The sequence below is a fragment of the Anaerosporobacter sp. genome, assembly GCF_031551385.1.
Lineage (GTDB): Bacteria > Bacillota > Clostridia > Lachnospirales > Lachnospiraceae > Anaerosporobacter.
This window is the reverse complement of record NZ_JAVBNS010000034.1, coordinates 20,407-39,133: the sequence shown is the minus strand read 5'-3', so window position 1 is coordinate 39,133 and position 18,727 is coordinate 20,407. Positions and strand designations below refer to the sequence as shown.

At 36.5% G+C, this 18,727-nt stretch carries 25 protein-coding genes; 13 read left to right on the top strand and 12 right to left on the bottom strand.

Annotated elements, in window-relative coordinates; all coding sequences use genetic code 11:
* Nucleotides 1-182 precede the first annotated feature (182 nt).
* Both RMR19_RS04390 and RMR19_RS04385 read left to right on the top strand, forming a co-directional pair.
* Complete coding sequence (locus RMR19_RS04390; RefSeq protein WP_310602281.1) at nt 183-377, top strand: hypothetical protein; 195 nt, start codon at nt 183-185, stop codon at nt 375-377.
* Between the two features lie 135 nt (nt 378-512).
* Nucleotides 513-683, top strand: coding sequence for a hypothetical protein (locus tag RMR19_RS04385; RefSeq protein ID WP_310602280.1), 171 nt, complete (start codon nt 513-515; stop codon nt 681-683).
* 10 nt (nt 684-693) lie between these two features.
* Here the strand turns inward: RMR19_RS04385 and RMR19_RS04380 are convergent, their stop codons facing one another.
* The 4 genes from RMR19_RS04380 to RMR19_RS04365 form a co-directional block, all read right to left on the bottom strand.
* Nucleotides 694-2,292 carry a recombinase family protein gene (locus RMR19_RS04380; RefSeq protein WP_310602279.1) on the bottom strand — a complete coding sequence of 533 codons (1,599 nt, stop codon included), beginning with the start codon at nt 2,290-2,292 and terminating at the stop codon, nt 694-696.
* Complete coding sequence (locus RMR19_RS04375) at nt 2,289-2,510, bottom strand: hypothetical protein (RefSeq protein ID WP_310602278.1); 222 nt, start codon at nt 2,508-2,510, stop codon at nt 2,289-2,291. The genes RMR19_RS04380 and RMR19_RS04375 overlap by 4 nt, the downstream gene beginning before the upstream one ends.
* A gap of 73 nt (nt 2,511-2,583) precedes the next feature.
* Nucleotides 2,584-2,964, bottom strand: a complete 381-nt coding sequence (locus tag RMR19_RS04370) for a hypothetical protein (protein ID WP_310602303.1) — start codon at nt 2,962-2,964, stop codon at nt 2,584-2,586.
* Nucleotides 2,965-2,980: 16 nt separating this feature from the next.
* The gene (locus tag RMR19_RS04365; RefSeq protein WP_310602277.1) at nt 2,981-3,619 is read right to left on the bottom strand and encodes a PadR family transcriptional regulator; all 639 of its coding nucleotides are present in this window, start codon (nt 3,617-3,619) and stop codon (nt 2,981-2,983) included.
* A 171-nt stretch (nt 3,620-3,790) separates the two neighbouring features.
* On the opposite strand from RMR19_RS04365, the gene RMR19_RS04360 reads away from it, so the two are divergent.
* Entirely contained in the window at nt 3,791-4,114 is a 324-nt protein-coding gene (locus RMR19_RS04360; RefSeq protein ID WP_310602276.1) for a manganese catalase family protein, read from the top strand.
* A 136-nt stretch (nt 4,115-4,250) separates the two neighbouring features.
* On the opposite strand, the gene RMR19_RS04355 is transcribed toward RMR19_RS04360, so the two are convergent.
* From RMR19_RS04355 to RMR19_RS04340, 4 genes are all read right to left on the bottom strand, one after another.
* Entirely contained in the window at nt 4,251-4,937 is a 687-nt protein-coding gene (locus RMR19_RS04355) for an FMN-binding protein (protein ID WP_310602275.1), read from the bottom strand.
* Between the two features lie 17 nt (nt 4,938-4,954).
* The gene (locus RMR19_RS04350; protein WP_310602274.1) at nt 4,955-5,542 is read right to left on the bottom strand and encodes a flavodoxin family protein; all 588 of its coding nucleotides are present in this window, start codon (nt 5,540-5,542) and stop codon (nt 4,955-4,957) included.
* A complete protein-coding gene (locus tag RMR19_RS04345) occupies nt 5,539-6,183 on the bottom strand; it encodes a TetR/AcrR family transcriptional regulator (RefSeq protein ID WP_310602273.1) in 645 nt (214 codons plus the stop codon). The genes RMR19_RS04350 and RMR19_RS04345 overlap by 4 nt, the downstream gene beginning before the upstream one ends.
* Nucleotides 6,184-6,374: 191 nt before the next feature.
* Nucleotides 6,375-6,524, bottom strand: coding sequence for a hypothetical protein (locus RMR19_RS04340; RefSeq protein WP_310602272.1), 150 nt, complete (start codon nt 6,522-6,524; stop codon nt 6,375-6,377).
* Nucleotides 6,525-6,888: 364 nt separating this feature from the next.
* Here RMR19_RS04340 and guaA point away from each other — a divergent pair, with 364 nt between their 5' ends.
* Nucleotides 6,889-8,430 (top strand): glutamine-hydrolyzing GMP synthase, encoded by a 1,542-nt coding sequence (gene guaA / locus RMR19_RS04335; RefSeq protein ID WP_310602271.1) that lies wholly within the window; start codon nt 6,889-6,891, stop codon nt 8,428-8,430.
* An 81-nt stretch (nt 8,431-8,511) separates the two neighbouring features.
* On the opposite strand, the gene RMR19_RS22135 is transcribed toward guaA, so the two are convergent.
* From RMR19_RS22135 to RMR19_RS04320, 4 genes are read right to left on the bottom strand one after another with little or no spacing between them, the layout of a single operon-like run.
* Nucleotides 8,512-8,826 carry a nucleotidyltransferase domain-containing protein gene (locus tag RMR19_RS22135; RefSeq protein WP_442871528.1) on the bottom strand — a complete coding sequence of 105 codons (315 nt, stop codon included), beginning with the start codon at nt 8,824-8,826 and terminating at the stop codon, nt 8,512-8,514.
* Nucleotides 8,759-9,163 carry a hypothetical protein gene (locus RMR19_RS04330; RefSeq protein ID WP_310602270.1) on the bottom strand — a complete coding sequence of 135 codons (405 nt, stop codon included), beginning with the start codon at nt 9,161-9,163 and terminating at the stop codon, nt 8,759-8,761. The genes RMR19_RS22135 and RMR19_RS04330 overlap by 68 nt, the downstream gene beginning before the upstream one ends.
* A gap of 1 nt (nt 9,164) precedes the next feature.
* Nucleotides 9,165-10,049, bottom strand: a complete 885-nt coding sequence (locus RMR19_RS04325; RefSeq protein ID WP_310602269.1) for a toll/interleukin-1 receptor domain-containing protein — start codon at nt 10,047-10,049, stop codon at nt 9,165-9,167.
* Nucleotides 10,036-10,602 carry a helix-turn-helix domain-containing protein gene (locus RMR19_RS04320; protein WP_310602268.1) on the bottom strand — a complete coding sequence of 189 codons (567 nt, stop codon included), beginning with the start codon at nt 10,600-10,602 and terminating at the stop codon, nt 10,036-10,038. The genes RMR19_RS04325 and RMR19_RS04320 overlap by 14 nt, the downstream gene beginning before the upstream one ends.
* A 504-nt stretch (nt 10,603-11,106) precedes the next feature.
* Here RMR19_RS04320 and RMR19_RS04315 point away from each other — a divergent pair.
* From RMR19_RS04315 to RMR19_RS04275, 9 genes are all read left to right on the top strand, one after another.
* Nucleotides 11,107-11,295, top strand: a complete 189-nt coding sequence (locus RMR19_RS04315; protein WP_310602267.1) for a DNA-binding protein — start codon at nt 11,107-11,109, stop codon at nt 11,293-11,295.
* A gap of 15 nt (nt 11,296-11,310) precedes the next feature.
* A complete protein-coding gene (locus RMR19_RS04310; RefSeq protein ID WP_310602266.1) occupies nt 11,311-12,405 on the top strand; it encodes a site-specific integrase in 1,095 nt (364 codons plus the stop codon).
* Nucleotides 12,405-12,800 carry a plasmid mobilization protein gene (locus tag RMR19_RS04305; protein WP_310602265.1) on the top strand — a complete coding sequence of 132 codons (396 nt, stop codon included), beginning with the start codon at nt 12,405-12,407 and terminating at the stop codon, nt 12,798-12,800. The genes RMR19_RS04310 and RMR19_RS04305 overlap by 1 nt, the downstream gene beginning before the upstream one ends.
* Nucleotides 12,781-13,767 carry an AAA family ATPase gene (locus RMR19_RS04300; RefSeq protein ID WP_310602264.1) on the top strand — a complete coding sequence of 329 codons (987 nt, stop codon included), beginning with the start codon at nt 12,781-12,783 and terminating at the stop codon, nt 13,765-13,767. The genes RMR19_RS04305 and RMR19_RS04300 overlap by 20 nt, the downstream gene beginning before the upstream one ends.
* 139 nt (nt 13,768-13,906) lie before the next feature.
* Nucleotides 13,907-14,287, top strand: a complete 381-nt coding sequence (locus RMR19_RS04295) for a TnpV protein (RefSeq protein ID WP_310602263.1) — start codon at nt 13,907-13,909, stop codon at nt 14,285-14,287.
* A 32-nt stretch (nt 14,288-14,319) separates the two neighbouring features.
* A complete protein-coding gene (locus RMR19_RS04290; RefSeq protein ID WP_310602262.1) occupies nt 14,320-15,249 on the top strand; it encodes a ParM/StbA family protein in 930 nt (309 codons plus the stop codon).
* 16 nt (nt 15,250-15,265) lie between these two features.
* A complete protein-coding gene (locus tag RMR19_RS04285; RefSeq protein WP_310602261.1) occupies nt 15,266-15,745 on the top strand; it encodes a hypothetical protein in 480 nt (159 codons plus the stop codon).
* Nucleotides 15,746-16,157: 412 nt separating this feature from the next.
* Nucleotides 16,158-16,520: a plasmid mobilization protein gene (locus tag RMR19_RS04280; protein WP_310602260.1), complete on the top strand. Its 363-nt coding sequence runs from the start codon at nt 16,158-16,160 to the stop codon at nt 16,518-16,520.
* Nucleotides 16,499-18,550, top strand: coding sequence for a relaxase/mobilization nuclease domain-containing protein (locus RMR19_RS04275; RefSeq protein WP_310602259.1), 2,052 nt, complete (start codon nt 16,499-16,501; stop codon nt 18,548-18,550). Before RMR19_RS04280 ends, RMR19_RS04275 begins: the two co-directional genes overlap by 22 nt.
* Nucleotides 18,551-18,727: the final 177 nt, after the last annotated feature.

Genomic DNA, 18,727 nt, shown 5'->3' with positions numbered 1-18,727 from the left:
ATGTATTGAAAAAAATGCAATTAAAAATAAAGTTTTAACATACCTTATTGTAGTACGCTCATATTATATAAGTATAGGTATAATAACCGTAACTTGAAGGACGAAGTCCTGAATAGTTATCTGGAAGGACATAATCCAGAATAATTACTATATAAGTAAATATATATTAAGGGGCGTGATATATGCATAGAAGTATGAATGTGATTAGACATGACACATTGGTGAAGAAATATCCTGATATTACAAGAGAGGACCTTTTACATAAACATCATTTTATATCAAGTTATCAAATGGCTAATCTTTTTTCAATGGTTGAGCAGAATAAGATTACGAAAGTGCAGTATGAAAAGTGTTTAGAAAAATTGCGGGAAAAATAAAAAAGATAATCCTAACGATATGCGATGAATGTGTAACGTCGGGATTATCTTTTTGTTACTCCTGAATACAGGACAAAGGAGAAGACATATATTGAAGTGTAATTTGTTTTGTGTGGAAAAGGAGTGAGTAAGGCAATGGAAAAGAAAGAGGAAATAATGAACGCAGAAGGTGGAAAGAAAAGTACCAAGAAACAGAATGCTGATTTTGTTGAAGTGTACGAAAGTGCCTTACTGTTAGCACTTTTAAAAAATGATTTGATTACAAAGGAAGAGTATGAATGGTGTTTGGAGGAGTTGAAGAAGTAAGGGATTATCTTTAGCTTCTTACAAGCGTGTAGCTCAATTTATATGGAAGTAGATTTAAATATACATCTATATGATCTTTATCATTGATTACCATCTTATCAAGTATCTGGGTATAGAATTCATCTTCATACTCGATGCCTTTGACAAGTTCTTCAACGGCTGATTTAATGTCTTTTATCAACTCGTGCTGTTTCTGTATCATGGCTTGCTGCGATTCTGTATTTTCTAGTATTGCTTGTAAGCCATTGATTTCGATATCGTACTTTGCTCTTAACGCAGTAAATTCCTCTTTGTCAATATCTTCGCTTGTGTAGAGTTCTATCAAGTGAGTACGCTTTTTCTTTGTTGTATCTATTTTCTCAATTAGAGCGTTTGAATCTGTCCCCTTCATATCCATTGAAATGATAGATTCTATTGTTCTGATTAAATTGTCCATTATCTTTTTGTGGTTTAAGTTCAGGTCCTTGCAAACAAGGCACATGATATGAATTATATCCTCATTACGAATACTTTCTCCTGAGCAACCAACTTGATTTCCTATCTTATCAATATGAGGACTGCCATTTTTTGCCCCCTGAAAGCAACGCCACGCTTTGTACTGGCTACCATCCTTTCGGGTTCTATATCTTGCTACATAGCTAGAACCACATCTTCCGCATTTGAGTTTGCCGGAGAAGGGATAGCGGTTGCTATATTTTGATTTGCTTTCTTGAGAGAGCGATTTAGCATCTAAGATGCGGTTCGCTTTATCAAACAATTCACGGGATATAATTGGCTCGTGGTGGTCTTTAAGGATAACAAATTCTTCCTGCCCCTTATTATACTTCTTTTCATGCGAGAGGAAATCTGGTGTATAGGTTTTTTTCTGCACTAAGTCACCACAGTATTTTTCATTTCGGATAACACGAAGAATAACGGTATTATGCCATTCCTTGACACGCATTGGCGAAATGCCTTCCTCACGAAGTTCACGGGCAATAACATGTGTGCCTTTGCCTTCGTTTACAAACTTGTGGAAGATAAGGCGAACAATTTTTGCTCCATTGTCATTAATATACATTTTGCCGTCAACCACATCATAGCCGAGCATACTTCTGCCGAATACAACACCTTGCTCCATTTGACGTTTTTGTCCCCATTTTACCCGTTCGGAAGTCTTACGGCTTTCTTCCTGTGCGATAGAGGACATAATGGCAAGACGAAGCTCTGCATCTTCGTCCAATGTATTGATGTTGTCATTCATAAAAACAACACCGACACCATGCTTTTTCAGGTCGCGGGTATAATATATACTATCAAGGGTATTTCTCGCAAAACGGGAAATTTCTTTTGTAATAATCAAATCAAAATCACCGTTTTTAGCACATGCTATCATACGATTGAATTGTTTACGTTTCTTTGTATTTGTACCGGAAATACCTTCGTCGGCATAGACCTCAAACAGCTCCCAATCAGGATTACGTTCTATATATTGTTTGAAATAACGTTGTTGATTTTCAAAAGAATTAGTTTGGTCTTCATTATCTGTTGATACACGACAATACACAGCCACGCGTTTTTTACAATTAATCAACTGCCGTTCTTGATTTAAGCGTTCATATCTGTTCAAGAAAAGTCTCCTTTCCTAGGGCGTGTTTGATTCTGAATGGTTACATATTGTTTTTTGAGTTCCTCTACACAACGTTCATATTGTGAATCACTCAATAGCTTTCTCTTTTTCAAAGAGACAAGAATTGAGTTTTGATAATGTAGTAAGAATGCTTCATCTTCTTTTTCTGTAAGTTGTGGAATATGCTCTCCAACAAAAATAAATTCACGATATTTCAAGTTGTCACCCCCCTCGTTACAATGTATTCATGTAGACTTGTACGATATAACAAGAGGGGGAGTTCTTTTTAACCTATATTTTAGTGGAAAATGCTGTTATCCAAAAACAAATGGCTGCAACAATAGACAGTGGTGTTATAATTAGCTTTTCTTTTCTACTATACGAAAAAAGATTCATTATTGAATTGAGAGAAAGATAACCAGCAAATACAAAACATATTATTTTCGTTACTTTTACTGAAAATAATAGTGGCACAATACCGCTTGTTTGTAAAATTATTAAGAGTGCCATTATTTGTATAGCAACCATAATCCATACGATAATTCTCATTTTGGGCGGTATTATTTTATATTTCCCACCCATAGACAATTCACCCAATGGTAATCCAAGAGCGAGGAGGATTGCCAATACAATTATAATTCCTAAAAGTATTGCCCCAACTATAGACGCTATTTCTACATATAACATTTCATTTTTCTCCTTTACTTTTGGACTTAGTAGTTAAAGCCAATCTTTTTTTGAAATCTTCAAACCATTTTATTTCAAAATCTACTTTGGCAATAGATAGCTCTAAAGCGGCATATTGAAACATTGCTATATCCCCAACGCTTTCAGTTAATGAGTTAGTGTCAAACATTTCTTGAAAATTTTCTGAGGTGTTTGTAACTTCTAATTGTTTTATATAGTTAGAAATTGCTGTTTCATTATCGGGGGTTGACAGGTGAACTTGTTTCAACTTTTCTTTTGAGTTTTCTAATTCTTTAATGTACGATTCAATCAAATCTATTCTTTTGTTCTTTTGCACAAATCCCATAAAAAGCAACTTTCCAAGTTCCATATTCTTTTCTTTATAGAGCATAGGTTTTGAAACACTGTCAATAAAATATGCTTTTCCCTTGTCAGTTATCTCATACACTTTTTTATTTACGCTATTTTCCACATATTCGTTGCATCCGATCATGTTGCCTGCAAGAAGTTTTTTAATTGTAGCCTGTATACTTCCCATGCTATTACTGCTTATGGATGTAAAATGCGTTTCAATACGCTTTCTCATTTCGTAGATAGTGCTTTTCTGCAGTATTAAAAGACCAAGAATAATTATTTCCATAGATAACGACCTCCTTTGCATTACTAATAGTAACACATCTAATAGTTTTGGTCAATCTTGTTTTCTATTTCCGATGCTTCTGTAGGACATGACGAGCTTGTACACTTCGAGGAAAAAGAGGGGTCCAGGAGCATTACTGAGCCCTCTCTAGGTACAGAAGAACTAGCCCACATGGAAGTCATTAGTGCGATACTGTATCAATTAACAAGAGGACTACCCGCAGAGGAATCAAGCAATATACTATCGAAGATAGATTGCTGTACACCTGAATTTGAATTTTCAAGCTATAACATGAAAGAGAAAGTCCTTATGTTTCTACATGAAAATATGGTAGCAGAGCAAAAAGCAAAATTGCTTTATGATACAATTTTGACCAATGTACATGATACAGCAGTAAGTGACCCGATTCGATTCTTGCGTGCAAGGGAGATTGTGCATTATCAGAGGTTTGGGGAAGCAATTCAGTTGGTACAGGAGAAGATAGAGAAGGAGTAGGGGAGGAGGAGTTAAGACAAAAAGCAAGGTGCACTTTGAGTGAGAGTGCACCTTGCTTTTTGTGGTAGATTATGGAGTGATTTAATTTACTTCAAATATTCTTTTTTTGAGAGCGAGAAATAAGGTTCTCTAGCTTTTATTGAATAGTAGTACTTGCATTTTCAAGAGCATTTTCTACAGCTTTTTCAATAACCATACTTGAGTTTGTAGCACCAGATACAGTATCTACGTTTATTTGTTGCTTTATGATTATCTCATCAATGATTTTTTCTGCGGGAGTACCGCGTTCATTATGATGTTCTAGAAGATTAATATTGTCTATCTGACCGTCTTTAATAGATACCTCGACTTTGGCGTAGATATATCCTGCATCATATTCGCCAATATAGTTGCCATCTTTTATGTTTGATGTGTTGATTTCACTGATTTGTATGTCTTTGATTTTGGTTTGATAATTCATAAAATCAACATAATAGATAACGATATGACCAATTATGCAAAGTAACATTACGGCAGATAAGATGCGGTGCCAGCGAATCTTAAGGGATCTGTCTTGCTTTATGATATGGCATAGAACAATAAGCAGAATCATTACAACAACCGTTGCTATACCTGTAAGAAAAACGTACATATGACGTGTCTTTAATACAGGAAGTACAAATATAATGTGCAAAATACATATTATGATAAATGTAGCACAAACTGGTTTATGTGCTTTCATTAAAAACTTATCTAACTTTTTTAAATGAAGTTTACGTGTTAATGCTTTCGTTATTAGTAAACAGAAGCAAAAAAGGCATAAGAAGCCTAAAATAATTCCCATATATGAAACCTCCCTATCTATTCTTGTAATGTTCTTATCAAACATTTCTTTAGCTTTCTTTTTAAATGTTCAGGTAGCTCTGTTCTTTTCTTTGTATTTGTCCAAGTGAATTTACCACTTGATTTCATACCAGCAGTTTTGAAGAATTCATTCATAGAATGGATTGCTCCGCTGCTTTGTCTGAATAGTGTTGAAAAAGGGAAAGGAGTATTACAGGCTGTTAGAAGGATATATGTTTGCTTCTTTGATAAGCGTGCCTTTGGAAATGTATCCGTTTCTTTCAGTGCGACTCCCAACAAACGATCAAACATATTTTTGACGGCTGCAGGAACATTTGCCCAGTAGGTTGGAGCTGCAAGTATGACAACATCGCAATGCTTCAATAGCATAGCGATTTCTGAAATATCATCGTTCTGAACGCAACGACCTGTGCGAATGCAAGTGCGACAACCGTTGCAAAGTGCAATCTGCCTTTCGTAAAGATTTATTCGATCTACCTTCCAACCATTTTTGACAGCGTCTTTTAAAGTATAATCAAGCATAGTAGCAGTTGCACCTGTTAGATGCGGGCTACCTAAGATGGCGAGTATTCTTTTTGAACTCATTGGCGATCCTCCTTGTTTGCAATAGAGTTGTAGAGTGTATCAAAACCGTATGTTAGAAAGTCTTGCTTGGAAAGCTGTAATTCTTGTTTGATATACATTTCTTTTTTTGTTCCTACTTGTATAAGACCTGAGAGCATTCCCCAAAATGCCATAATAGTAGGTAGAACTTTAATATCAGCTCTTATTTCTCCTGCAAGAATACCTTCCTGTAAAAATTGATGTAGTTTTTGGTTTATTTCTTCACCAATGCGAAATGTTTCTTTTTCCTCTGGTAGATAGTCCACCTGTTCAAAATCAATATTAATTTCATCAAGTGCTAGTTCAAAGTAAAAGGGAAATTCCTCTTGATATCTTAGCAATGCTTGACAAATCAATTCATATCGTTTCTTTGAACTTGAGTATTCGGATAGTGCAGAGAAGATGTAGTCATTTAGTTTCTTCATACTTTCAAGAACAAGCAAACCAACGATTTCTTCTTTGCTTTGAAAATAAACATATATAGTAGCTTTACTGTAGCCAGCCTCTTTCGCAATATCGTTCATTGAGGTAGCTTCAATCCCTTTTGTCATAAATAGATTCTGTGCAGCAGAAGCAATACTTTCACGGTGAACATTCCTAGGCTCTTTTTTTCTTCGTCCCATAGTTAAATTCCTCTCTTTGAATTAATTGAACCGACGGTTTAATTATAAAGGAGAAAAAATGTATTGTCAATACGGAAGATACAATATATGGGATAAATATAAAAAAAGCAAGATACACGTTAGGATAGGGTGCATCTTGCTTTGGTAATAGATTATGATGTTTGATATAATTGTAACTAGAGATGATATCCCTAGATTAAATTAAATTCTTTCAATAGCTTGTCACGTTCCGCGGGGTCTTTTGCAGCTTTTTGTAAATCTTCCATACGATTTTCTGCAATTAATTTATCAATAAGTGTAGCTACTAATTCTTCTAATTGTTTTGGATTTATTTCGTTCATAGTAAGTCTCCCTTTGTTTGAATTTTATTACTCTGAGTATACCACTTCTACATTCCATTTGTCACCAAAATTTCAGCTTTATAAGTAAACAGAATAAGTAACATAAGTATTTATTACCCCCTAATGATAAGTGGTTGTAACAAAAGTACAATCATTTATGATAAAATTAGATTAGATGTGACATATTATGAAAAAATGCATTTGACTCTAGTTAAAACAACGATATTGTTGTATGATATAAGTATTGTGTGACGATTAGGAGTTTCGGTAATAATAAAGATTGTGGCATTATGCTATGAGTCAGATTACCATAATAGTTACTGTAATTAACACGAATCAGATGAAAGAAATAGGAGGAATTCACGTGAATAAGGAAATGGTTATTGTACTTGATTTTGGTGGGCAATACAATCAATTAATTGCAAGACGTGTCAGAGAGTGTAATGTATATTGTGAAGTATTACCTTATAATACAAGTATTGAACGTATTAAAGAAATCAATCCTAAGGGTATAATCTTAACAGGAGGTCCAGCTAGTGTATATCTTGAGGAATCTCCACGTTGTGGTAAGGAATTGTTTGAGTTAGGTATTCCCGTACTTGGAATTTGCTATGGTGCTCAATTAATGACATATTTACTTGGTGGTGAAGTAAGTTCTGCTCCAGTTAGAGAGTATGGTAAAACATTAGTAACAGTGGATTCTTCTTCAAAATTATTTGCAAATGTTTCAAAGGAAACAGTTTGTTGGATGAGCCATACAGATTATATTTCTAAATTACCAGAAGGTTTCCGTGTAACTGCAACGACAGATTCTTGTCCTGCAGCAGGATTAGAATGCGCAGAAAAGAACCTTTATGCAGTTCAATTCCACCCAGAAGTTGTTCATACAGTAGAGGGAACACAAATGTTCCATGATTTTGTATATGATGTATGTCATTGTTCTGGCGATTGGGTTATGAGTTCTTTCGCAGAAGAATCTATCAAAGCGATTCGTGAAAAAGTTGGTGACGGTAAAGTATTATGTGCGCTTTCAGGTGGTGTAGACTCTTCTGTTGCAGCAGTAATGCTTTCAAAGGCAGTAGGAAAGCAATTAACTTGTATCTTCGTAGACCATGGTTTATTACGTAAGAACGAAGGCGATGAGGTAGAAGCTGTATTTGGTCCAAACGGACAATTCGACTTAAACTTCATTCGTGTTGATGCAAAAGATCGTTTTTATGGCAAGTTAGCTGGTGTATCTGAACCAGAAGAAAAACGTAAAATTATTGGTGAAGAATTCATTCGTGTATTTGAAGAAGAAGCAAAGAAAATCGGTACAGTTGATTTCTTAGTTCAAGGAACTATTTATCCAGACGTTATCGAAAGTGGTCTTGGTAAATCGGCAGTAATCAAGTCTCACCACAATGTTGGAGGACTTCCTGACTATGTAGATTTCAAAGAAATCATCGAACCTCTTCGCCTTTTATTCAAGGATGAAGTTCGTAAAACTGGTCTTGAACTTGGTATTCCTGAATACCTTGTATTCAGACAACCATTCCCAGGTCCAGGTCTTGCAATCCGTATCATTGGCGAAGTAACAGCAGAAAAAGTTCGTATCGTTCAAGATGCTGACTTCATCTACCGTGAAGAAATTGCAAAAGCTGGAATCGACAAAGAAATCGGTCAATACTTCGCAGCATTAACTAACATGCGTTCTGTTGGTTGTATGGGAGACGAAAGAACATACGATTATGCAGTTGCACTACGTGCTGTAACTACTTCTGATTTCATGACAGCAGAATTTGCTGAGTTGCCTTGGGAAGTGATTGGAAAGGTATCAAGCAGAATTGTAAATGAAGTGAAAGGGGTTAATCGAGTACTGTATGATTGTACTGGGAAACCACCGGCTACGATAGAGTTTGAATAGAAAACAAAGCCTCAAGAATGGCGTATTTACGCGGTTCTTGGGGCTTTTCTTTTGGGTGTGATACCTTTTTGATACCTGTAATTAGTATAGTTGTGTGTATTCGCATGTTTTGAAAGATGTACATTCTTGAAGTTCGTTATAAGATAAGGTGGTAAAATGTACTGGTAATCCATATTGTAGTTCTAAGATAGTACCAATCATGCGCTTGATGGAAAGTATCAATTGATAATTTGTGTCAAGGTTAAGTAAATCGTATGTTATTAATATATCTATATCATTTGCTTGATCTTTATTAATAAATGATCCAAACAGGTAAATGGATATATTATTATCTATACTTTCCAAAGAAGATAGGCTTTCCTTTATCGTCTTTTTTAATGTATTTATATGGTTCATTCCAGGTTAACGCTCCTAATAATTCGTTCATTATAAATATTCCGACTTGTTGTTGTTTTGCAGCTGTCTTAGCTTGATTAGTATAGCCATTCCAATTTGATATTGTAACAATGCCCTGAATATCTGGATATTCATCGATAATCTCATAGTAGTCAGAAAGACCTATAGTATAATGATTCGTTACAACGACTTCAAATGATGGCATATCATAACGGTGTATTATATAATGGTAATCCTCAATTTTTTCTAACCTTTTAGTTTCTGAATGGTTTGAAATGGCTGTCTCAAAAAATCTAATACTTTCTGGGCGTGGATATCGAGAGTAATCAACATACATATTAATCAGCCTCCTTATAGATCATTTTTTCAAATTCTAACGGAAAACATGGAACAGCTTCAGAATCTTGTCGTTCAATTTGATTTCTTTCAAATGCGTTTGCGTGTATTTTGAATTTATAGTAAATATTAGATTCATCTTGTGATAAAATATCCAAATTATCCTCTAAAATCGAGATTATTTGCTGATTATTAGGGATTATGGTGTTTCTCTTGATTGATGTCCAAACATCAGCAGAAGTAGAGAGGGGATTATTTAGTGCAATCAAAGAGTTCGGACCGTACTGCATAAGTAATTGCTTGTTTTCTGTTAAATAATTCTTTATACAGGAAAAAATTTCATTTTTATCCTTCGTTTGATTTAACGCAAAAGGTTTTATTAATTTGGTTGTAGTCTTTGTTTTATTACTATTTACAGGAGAAAACGTATAAATAGGAGTATCTGATAGTTTAGAAAAAAGTAATTCATATCCATTTTTTGAATCTTCATTGAGATCTATTATTTCTCGTCCTTCCAATCCATGAGGTAAAAGTGTAGAAACGTGTGTAGTGGACAGCGAAAGAAATGTGACAAGTAAATATTTGTTGTCATTTCTTAAAATCTCATCGTTAATTATTCGGTATTCTTTTCCTACGCCACCTTTAAAATTATCGGCTTTTTCTTTATAATTGGGGGTTAATATAACGATAACTTTTTTTGCCTTAGGAATAAGTTGTAACATCATTTCATTAAAATCTATAGAAGTGTCGATTTGCTTTAGTAACATGTCCATATAACAATCATATCCATTATCGCGTAAAAAGTTAGCAAAAGAAATGACTTTTTCAATATAAACTTGGCTATCTTGAGAATAGCTTATAGCAACTTCAGGTTCAATGTTTTGCATTGTCGCACCATCCTTTCTTCACTTTACTCTTCCCACAATCATCACAAGTATCTGGCCAATTCAATTTCCATTCCAAATACTCATTTTCTGTTATCTCTTTATTCGCTAGCTCCTGTTTACGAATCATCCATTCCCTCATGAATTCATCAACCAACCCATAATTAAACCACATACCAACTGGCGGTTCATCCGGCCAGTAATCATCATTGTCATCATATTGGGCTACCGCCTTTGTGGTGGCTTTTTCTTTTTTATTACTACGAATAAGAGAGAAGAGATTGATTGCGCCACGGTTGTCTTCGTCCAGCCAGAAGAAAGTCTGCATAATATCTTCTGCGCTTCCTGGAACTTCGCTGACAAAGTTCAGGGGATTAATATCCATAGCCTTTGCCATATCTATAAGCATGTCTTTTTGAGGGACTCTGTAATCGCATTCGTATTGTGCAATACGATTTGCAGCTCCCTTTTCTTCTAAACCAACAGCAACTCCAAGTTCCTGCTGAGTCATTTTTCTGAGTTTTCGTACAAATTTTATTTTTTTACCAATGGTCATAGTCTGTCTCCTTTACTGGAATTCAAATAAAAATGAAGCCTTATAAGAATTATTATATCTGATAAATGAGATACAGTAAATAAAAATATTCGCCTAGAGGCGAAAATAATATTGACATTCGCCATGAGGCGAATTATAATGGGTATCACAATAGGACATTCGCTATGAAGCGAACACTAATACAACTGAATGAGCGGTACCATATGTTAACAGACATTCGCCAAGACCTTCTGATAAGGAAGCGAGCGATGATGACACTCCCAGAACTGGCGAGAATATCTCACACAAGAGCAGGCCCGGGGCGCATAGCCGAGGTTGATTGAAACATCAACAACATATGAATACACAGAACGCCAACGATTTTCCAAACAGGAAAACCGTAGCTATAACGTGAGTTATAGCACCTGATCTTGCTGCAATAGTCCAAACAATAGTTGAGTGGCCGGGGTGGTTCCCCAGGTCCCTAGTTAGATTTTTAAATTTTTATACAAAGGAGGTGGACGGATGGAAGGAGCAATTTATATTACAGCAGCTGAGATGGCAGAAATGCTTGGCATTTCAAAACCATATGCGTATAAGCTCATCAAACAGATGAATGAAGAGCTTGACGCAAAAGGGTTTATTACCATTCCTGGCAAAGTAGCAACTAAGTATTTTGAAGAGAAGTTTTACGGAGTAAGAGTAACAGCGTAACGAAAGGAGAAATTGATGGCAGCATATAAAGACGAGGAGCGAGGCACATGGTATGTCTCGTTCCATTATTATGACTGGACTGGCAAGAATAAGCGCAAGTTGAAGCGTGGTTTCAAGACCAGAAGAGAAGCATTAGAGTGGGAACAGCATTTTCGTATGAAGGAAGAAGCTAATTTGGAAATGACTTTTGATGACTTTGTTGAAGCCTATACAAGAGATATGAAACCCAAATTAAAGGAAAATACTTGGAACACGAAAGAAGCGGTTATTAACAGCAAGATACTCCCTTATTTTAAGGATAAGAAAATGAAGGATATCAAACCGACAGATATTATTCAGTGGCAGAATCAGATGATTAAGCTTAAGAATCCGCAAGGAGCATTGTTTAAACCAACTTATCTAAAAACCATTCAATCGGAGCTGAGTGCATTGTTTAATCATGCAGTACGATTTTATGAATTGAAAGAGAATCCTGTGGTGAAGGCGGGACCATTGGGAAAAGGGAAAGCAGACGAAATGCTCTTTTGGACAAAGGAAGAGTATTTGAAATTTATCGAGCAGGTAAAGGACAAGCCAGTTTCCTATTATGCATTTCAGATTCTCTATTGGTGCGGTCTTCGAATGGGAGAATTACTGGCACTAACACCAGCGGATATTGATATTCCAAAGAGCATGATTCATATCACAAAATCTTATCAGCGAATCAGGGGTAAGGATGTTATTACAGATCCTAAGACTCCCAAGAGTAAACGTGATGTAGTGATTCCTGATTTCTTGCGTGATGAATTGCAGGATTATATGAATCGGTTATATGGAATTACCAAGAAAGATAGGTTATTTCATATAACAAAAACATATTTGCATCATGAAATGGATCGTGGAGCTAAGAAAGCAGGAGTGCAGAGAATCAGAATTCATGACCTGCGCCACAGCCACGTATCCCTTTTAATCAACATGGGATTTACAGCGGTAGCCATTGGTTCCAGAGTTGGTCATGAAAGTTCGGATATAACTTTCCGCTATGCACACATGTTTCCAAGTGAGCAGAAGCAGATGGCAACCATGTTAAATGATGCATTTGTGATTTCAGATAAGGAAGGTGAGGAATAATGCCGGGAGTTCATAAGAATCCAACGATTAGTTTTCGTATTTCTGATTATGAGAGAAGAGAAATTGAAGCAAAGATTAAGGCAAGTGGAATGTTGAAAAAAGATTATTTTGTTCGTTCCTGTATTTATAACCATGTGTGTGTTGTTGGTAAGAAGGAGACGGTATATGTGCTGGTTAAGGAGTTGCAGAAAATGCAACAAATTCTTCATCAGTTGCATGAACAGATTTTATCAGAAGATATTCAGATAACCAGCGAAGAAATACAGGAATTGCAGCTGGACTACGAATATATGTTAAAAGCTATTTTATGGATGCTTGAAGGTGCAAGATATTTGTGGGAAGGAAAAAGTACAGCAGGGAAGGAGAGTGATAATTGTGGAGGAAGCAAAAGTTGAACTAAAGATGATTAATATGGCAGACGTTCAAGCGAGTTCCATCGATTGGCTTTGGTATCCGTTTATTCCATATGGAAAACTTACCATTATTCAGGGTGATCCTGGAGATGGTAAAAGTACTTTGGTATTGAACATAGCAGCAAGGCTATCAAAAGGAGAAGGTCTTGATGATGAAATGAAGCCTACGGAGCCAATAAATGTAATTTACCAAACGGCAGAGGATGGTTTAGCTGACACAGTGAAGCCTAGACTGGAACTTGCAGGAGCTGATTGTAGTAGGATTTCTATTATAGATGAAAGCGAAAAATCAGTATCTATGGTAGATGAGCGGTTAGAGGAAGCAATCATGAAGCAACAAGCAAAACTTTTAATCTTAGATCCAATTCAGGCATATCTTGGTTGTGGTACTGATATGAATCGTGCCAATGAAGCTCGTGATATGACAAAAAAGCTTGGAGCATTAGCTGAGAAAACGGGGTGCGCCATTGTTCTTATCGGTCATATGAATAAAGGTGGTGGAGCAAAAGCGGCGTATCGTGGTATGGGTTCTATAGATTTCTTTGCAGTTGCACGAAGCGTGATTCTAGTTGGGCGAATCGAAGGGCAGGAACAAATGAGGGCAGTGATTCAGATTAAGAATAACTTAGCTGCCTTTGGACATGCCAAAGCATTTGCCCTTGAAGAAGATGGTTTTTGCTGGATAGGTGATTATGACATTACTGCGGATGAAGTGCTTGGTGGTATTGTTCCAAAAGCAAATAAATTGGAGCAGGCAAAGCTGTTATTGAAAGATTTGAGCGCAGACAAAATCATGATGCCAAGTAGTGAGATTATGGATATTGCTTCGGGTGAAGGAATTTCCAAGAGGACTTTGGAAAGTGCCAAGAAGGAATTAGGAATTAAAGCAAAGCGGGTCAACAATATCTGGTATTGGGATTTGAAGCAAGATGATATGAATGAGATTTGATAGTAAGACCGCAACATTGCAAAGTATCAGATTTTACGGTCTTAAATTTGCGGTGTTACACATGATTGCAAGGTTGCAAACACCATAGTCTTTGCGGTGTTGCGGTCTTGCAGATTAAAAAAGAAAGGACGTATGTGTCATGAAGGAAGAAACAATATTTGAGAAGTTGGGGATAGAGTATCAGGAGGTTGACGGAATTTTTTATCCGATTTTATCTGTTCCATCGGAGGATAATCAGTGCCTTAATGTTGGGAAATATGGTCGTATGTGGATTGAGCATATTAAGATCACTTACCCACAGCGATATCGCAGTCTGGTGCGCTTTGGAGAATTAAAGGAACGAGCTGAAATGGTAAATGAAACAGCATACGAGCTGTTAGAAGATATTGAAGTCGGATGGCTGAATAAACATAGACCAAAGAATTCGAATTCCTTTATTGAACAGTTACAACTTCGCAACCAGGCACGAATGATGGCAGAGGAAGTTGTGCTTCATGATGTAGTCAGACAGTTTCACTAAAATTAGCAAACACAAGAAAGAGAGGATTTTTTATGAATCAATATAGAGTAGATGGGAGCCTGATTATTGCTGTAGATCACGGTTTCGGAAATATGAAAACAGCAAATATTGTATTTAGTAATGGAATGGCGGTATATGACACAGAGCCGATTATGAGCAGAGATTATTTATTCTTTGAGGGAAAGTATTATGTGTTGAATCAGGGGCATAAGCCATATGCTTCTGAAAAAATTAACGATGATGATTTTTATATTCTAACCATTGCAGCAATTGCAAAGGAACTTCGATTAAGAGGAATTACCAGAGAGCGTGTTCACCTTGCAGTAGGGTTACCACTGAAATGGAGGGATGTACAGCAGGAAGAATTCAAAAAGTATTTGCTACGAAATAAGCATGTGGAATTTACCTATTGTGGAAGCAAATATTTTGTAGACATCACCGGATGCAGTGTAATGCCACAATGTTATGCTGCTGTGGCAGAAAAGTTAGGCTCTTATCAAGGACTTAACATGTTGGCTGACATTGGAAATGGAACCATGAATGTTATGTATCTTCAGGATGGTAGAACCATTGAGAAAAAGATGTGGACGGAAATCCTTGGAGTGAAACAATGTGCTTTGCTAATTCACGATGCAGTGCTCAATAAGTTTCAGGTGGAACTGGATGAAAACCTGTTGAATTCCTATCTCATGAAAGGAAGGGCTGATGTAGACGAAGAATATTTGAAGTTTATGGAAGAGACAGCGAAGACCTATGTGCAAAGCATTTTCCTGAAATTGAAGGAGCTTGGCTATAATTCCAAACTGATGAAACTGCACTTCATGGGTGGTGGAGCAAAACTGGTAGAGCTATTTGGTGAGTATGAACCGGCAAGAGTATCTTTTAATCATGACATTTGTGCCAATGCCAAAGGCTTCGAGTATTTCTGCTATCTCGCAATGCGTAAACGCAGACGTGCTTAAGAAGGGAGCTGGGCAAATGAAGGATACAGAGCAAAAGACAGTTCGCTTCTATGCCAATAATCCTAAGCATAAGGAGGCATGGGAGTATCTTCACCAACTGGATAAGGAGATTTGTTCATCACAGCAGGATTTCATAGTCGATGCAATTAACAGCTATTATCACAAGATGGCAGAGTTGAAAGATGATCCATATCTGGAGACACGAGAGCGTGAAGAAGAATTTATCAAGCGGATTACACATGGCGTGATGGAGCAATTAACAGCAGACCTTCCCAAGGTGGTTGGTGGATTTTTGATTGGTCTATTGGCTGGAGAAACAGATGGGGTGTCTTCCATTGGAAGAACACTTGCAGAGAAATATAGAAGTATTGTGGCTGATGAGAGGGATGTTGGTATTTCATCAAATGTTGAGGTAAAAGAAGCTGAAATCAAAGCTGATATCAGTGAAACAGAAGTTGCTGACAATGAGTACTTGGATTTAGACAACATTTTCTAAAAGAAATCAGAAATGAAATCACTTGTGAAAAGATGAAATCAAGAATATGCCAGTCTGACATCAGAAATTGCTAACGAAATGACTTGTGTCAGATGTCTTGCTTTTTGCAATCAGAAGAGGCTGATAGATTTCATTTCTGATATTTTTATGCTTTTGGTAAATATCATAAGTGTAAATTTATTGTATAGTATATCGCCCACTGTGGTGGGTTAAATATCGGGTGCAGGTGCTCCTGCCAAGACGTCCGCAGTTGCGGATGGGAAAAGTGCTACCTTTTCCGTATCTTGCAAACCCTGTGAACCGTACTAAGAGAATTACTTTGGCATTAGCCAGGGAAGAAAGGAGATAGAGACAATGGCACAGATAAGAGAGATTTGTACCAAAACACAACGGAAGATTGGAGGATTTTTATATGACAAATGGAAAACGAAAATACCTATCCTGTAAGAAGGATTGTCACGTTTCTTTGAAATTATCGGAGGAAGATTTTATGAAACTGGAATCAGATGCGAAATCAGCAGGAATGGATCGAAGCAAATATTTGCGAGCCTTGATTCAGAATGCAAAAGGGATTGATCCAACATTTGTGGCAGATAGAGCACAGTTGATCAGAAATGTTTCTGGAGTATCGAACAATGTAAACCAGATGGCTCATCTGGCAAATGCACAAGGTCAGATATATTTTTCAGCAATTGAAGAGGTACGTCAGGAAGTGGTAAAGCTTCAGGATATTTTGAAGGAGGTACTAGACGTATGGCAATTACGAAAATCATGAACATGAATTCGGAGAAAAACCGTAATCCAGCACAACATCTTCAAAATGCACTGGAGTATATTCAAAATCCAGACAAGACTGAGAAATTATTTTTGGTGGGCAGTGTAAACTGTCTGCCAGAAACAGCCTTTGATCAGATGATGGATACAAAGAAGTTATTTCAGAAAACGAATAAGAGGCAGGGATATCATATTGTTTTGTCATTGAAACCAGGAGAGGGAACACCAGAAATTGCATTTGATATGGCACGAAGGTTCACGGAGGAATTTCTTGGTGACAGATATGAAGCTGTTTATGCCGTTCATATTGATAAGGATCATATTCATAGTCACATCGTTTGGAATAGTGTGAGTCTTCTTGATGGTAGAAAGTATGATTATAAGAAGGGTGACTGGAAGCACATAATTCAACCCATTACCAACAAGCTATGCAAGGAATATGGATTATCCATTATCGAAGCAGAGTATGTGAAGAATTCGCAGAATCTTTCCAGAAAAGAATGGCAATATGAACAGACATTTAAAGAAATGATTCATCGAGACGCAATGTTTTGTGCTTCCTACGCTGGGAGTATGGAACATTTTTTGTTTTTAATGCAGCGATTAGGCTATGAATTCAAGCCGAAGGAATATCTTACCGTGAAGATGCCAGGACGTAAGTTATATCATCGTTTGGATAAAATGGATGAGTATTTTGCAGAGGACAGATTTAAATATTGCTTCGAATACACCAGTATGAATATACCTTACTTTCATGCTACAAATCCAACTTGGGTAAAGCGGGGTAATATGTCACATTATCAAAAGAGGTTTTATGGAAAAATGTATCGTTTGCGTATGATTGAGCAGAAACGCTTTTATGTAAAATCAGCCAAGTATGCAAAGGATTTGATGTTGTTTCATAAGTTACAGGAAGAGTATCTGTTTCTTGCAAATAATAATATCCGTACCATAGAGGATCTGCTTGATATTAGAGAAAGTAAGCTGGAGCGTATTGATGAAATTACAAAGATTCAGGACTCAATTTACAAGCAAAATTCCAGTAAGAAAAGAGCTTGTAATTCTGATGGGGATTGGAGGGCTTATCAGCAATGGCGAATAGATGAGTACAGCAAGCTGGATCAGATGAAGGTCGAGAAAAAAGAAGCCAAGAATATGGTTGCAATGGCAGAGCGATGTTTAACTGAAAAGTTAGATACTGCAATGGATGTGATATCAGAGTTTGAAGAAATTAATTCTACGAATAAGATTGAAATCCCTGAATTTGTTGAGGAGAGAGTATCGGAGTCGAAAACAGAAGTTGTAAAGGAAAATTCTTATTTTGAAGATGAGAAATTATTTGAGGTTCAGAAACCAATAGAGAAGCCGATGGCATTTTATGAGGTGAACCCTAAACGGGATGAAGCGTTGCAAGATCATCAGGAGGCAGCGACACATATAGAGCTGCCGCAATATAAGGATGTTTCGTTCCGAGAGGAAGAATTGTCTAGTGAGGGGGATATGCAAAGCATTGTATCAGAGCAAGTGGAATCAAAATCGGAATTAGTGGCTGATATAGAGTTTCTTCCTGATAGTTTTTCGGAGTATTCTCTTTTATCTGTAGAAGAAAAAGTGAAGCTTTATAAGATGACAGGTAAGGAAGATACCTATGCTATGGTGGAAGCTTATTTTAAGTGCATTGGTCATCCGATTTATTTTGGAGAAGTGTATGATGAGGCTCAGGAATTAGAAAAAGCTTATAAATCCAGTTTGCTAGACCAGAAATCTGAGTTGATAGCTGTTGAGATGCTTGTGGATGGAATTACTCCTGAATCATATTTTCTTTTATCCGTGGATTCTAAAGAAAAGTATTTTGAATTCGATATGGCAGATAATAATTACAATTTGAGCTTGTATAAAGAAGTTATGCGAAGGATGAGCCAAAAGATGTCCAGCGCTGAATTGTTTGAAGGGTATCAGGAGATTTACGAGGCGAAGATGATGAAACGGGCAGATGGAATGCAGGAAAAGAAATGGGATAGAAGTAGGTAGTTTGAGGGCGTGTTGCTATTGGGTATGTATTACCAGTAGCAACACATTTTTTTTGTTAAAATAATTGGTATCATGAAATGGCATAAAACTTCAAAAATCGTTTGTTTTGCAAAAGTAGTTATGGTAAAATGGTTTTAAAATAAAACCATTAAAAAATGATTTTTAGATAATGAGGAT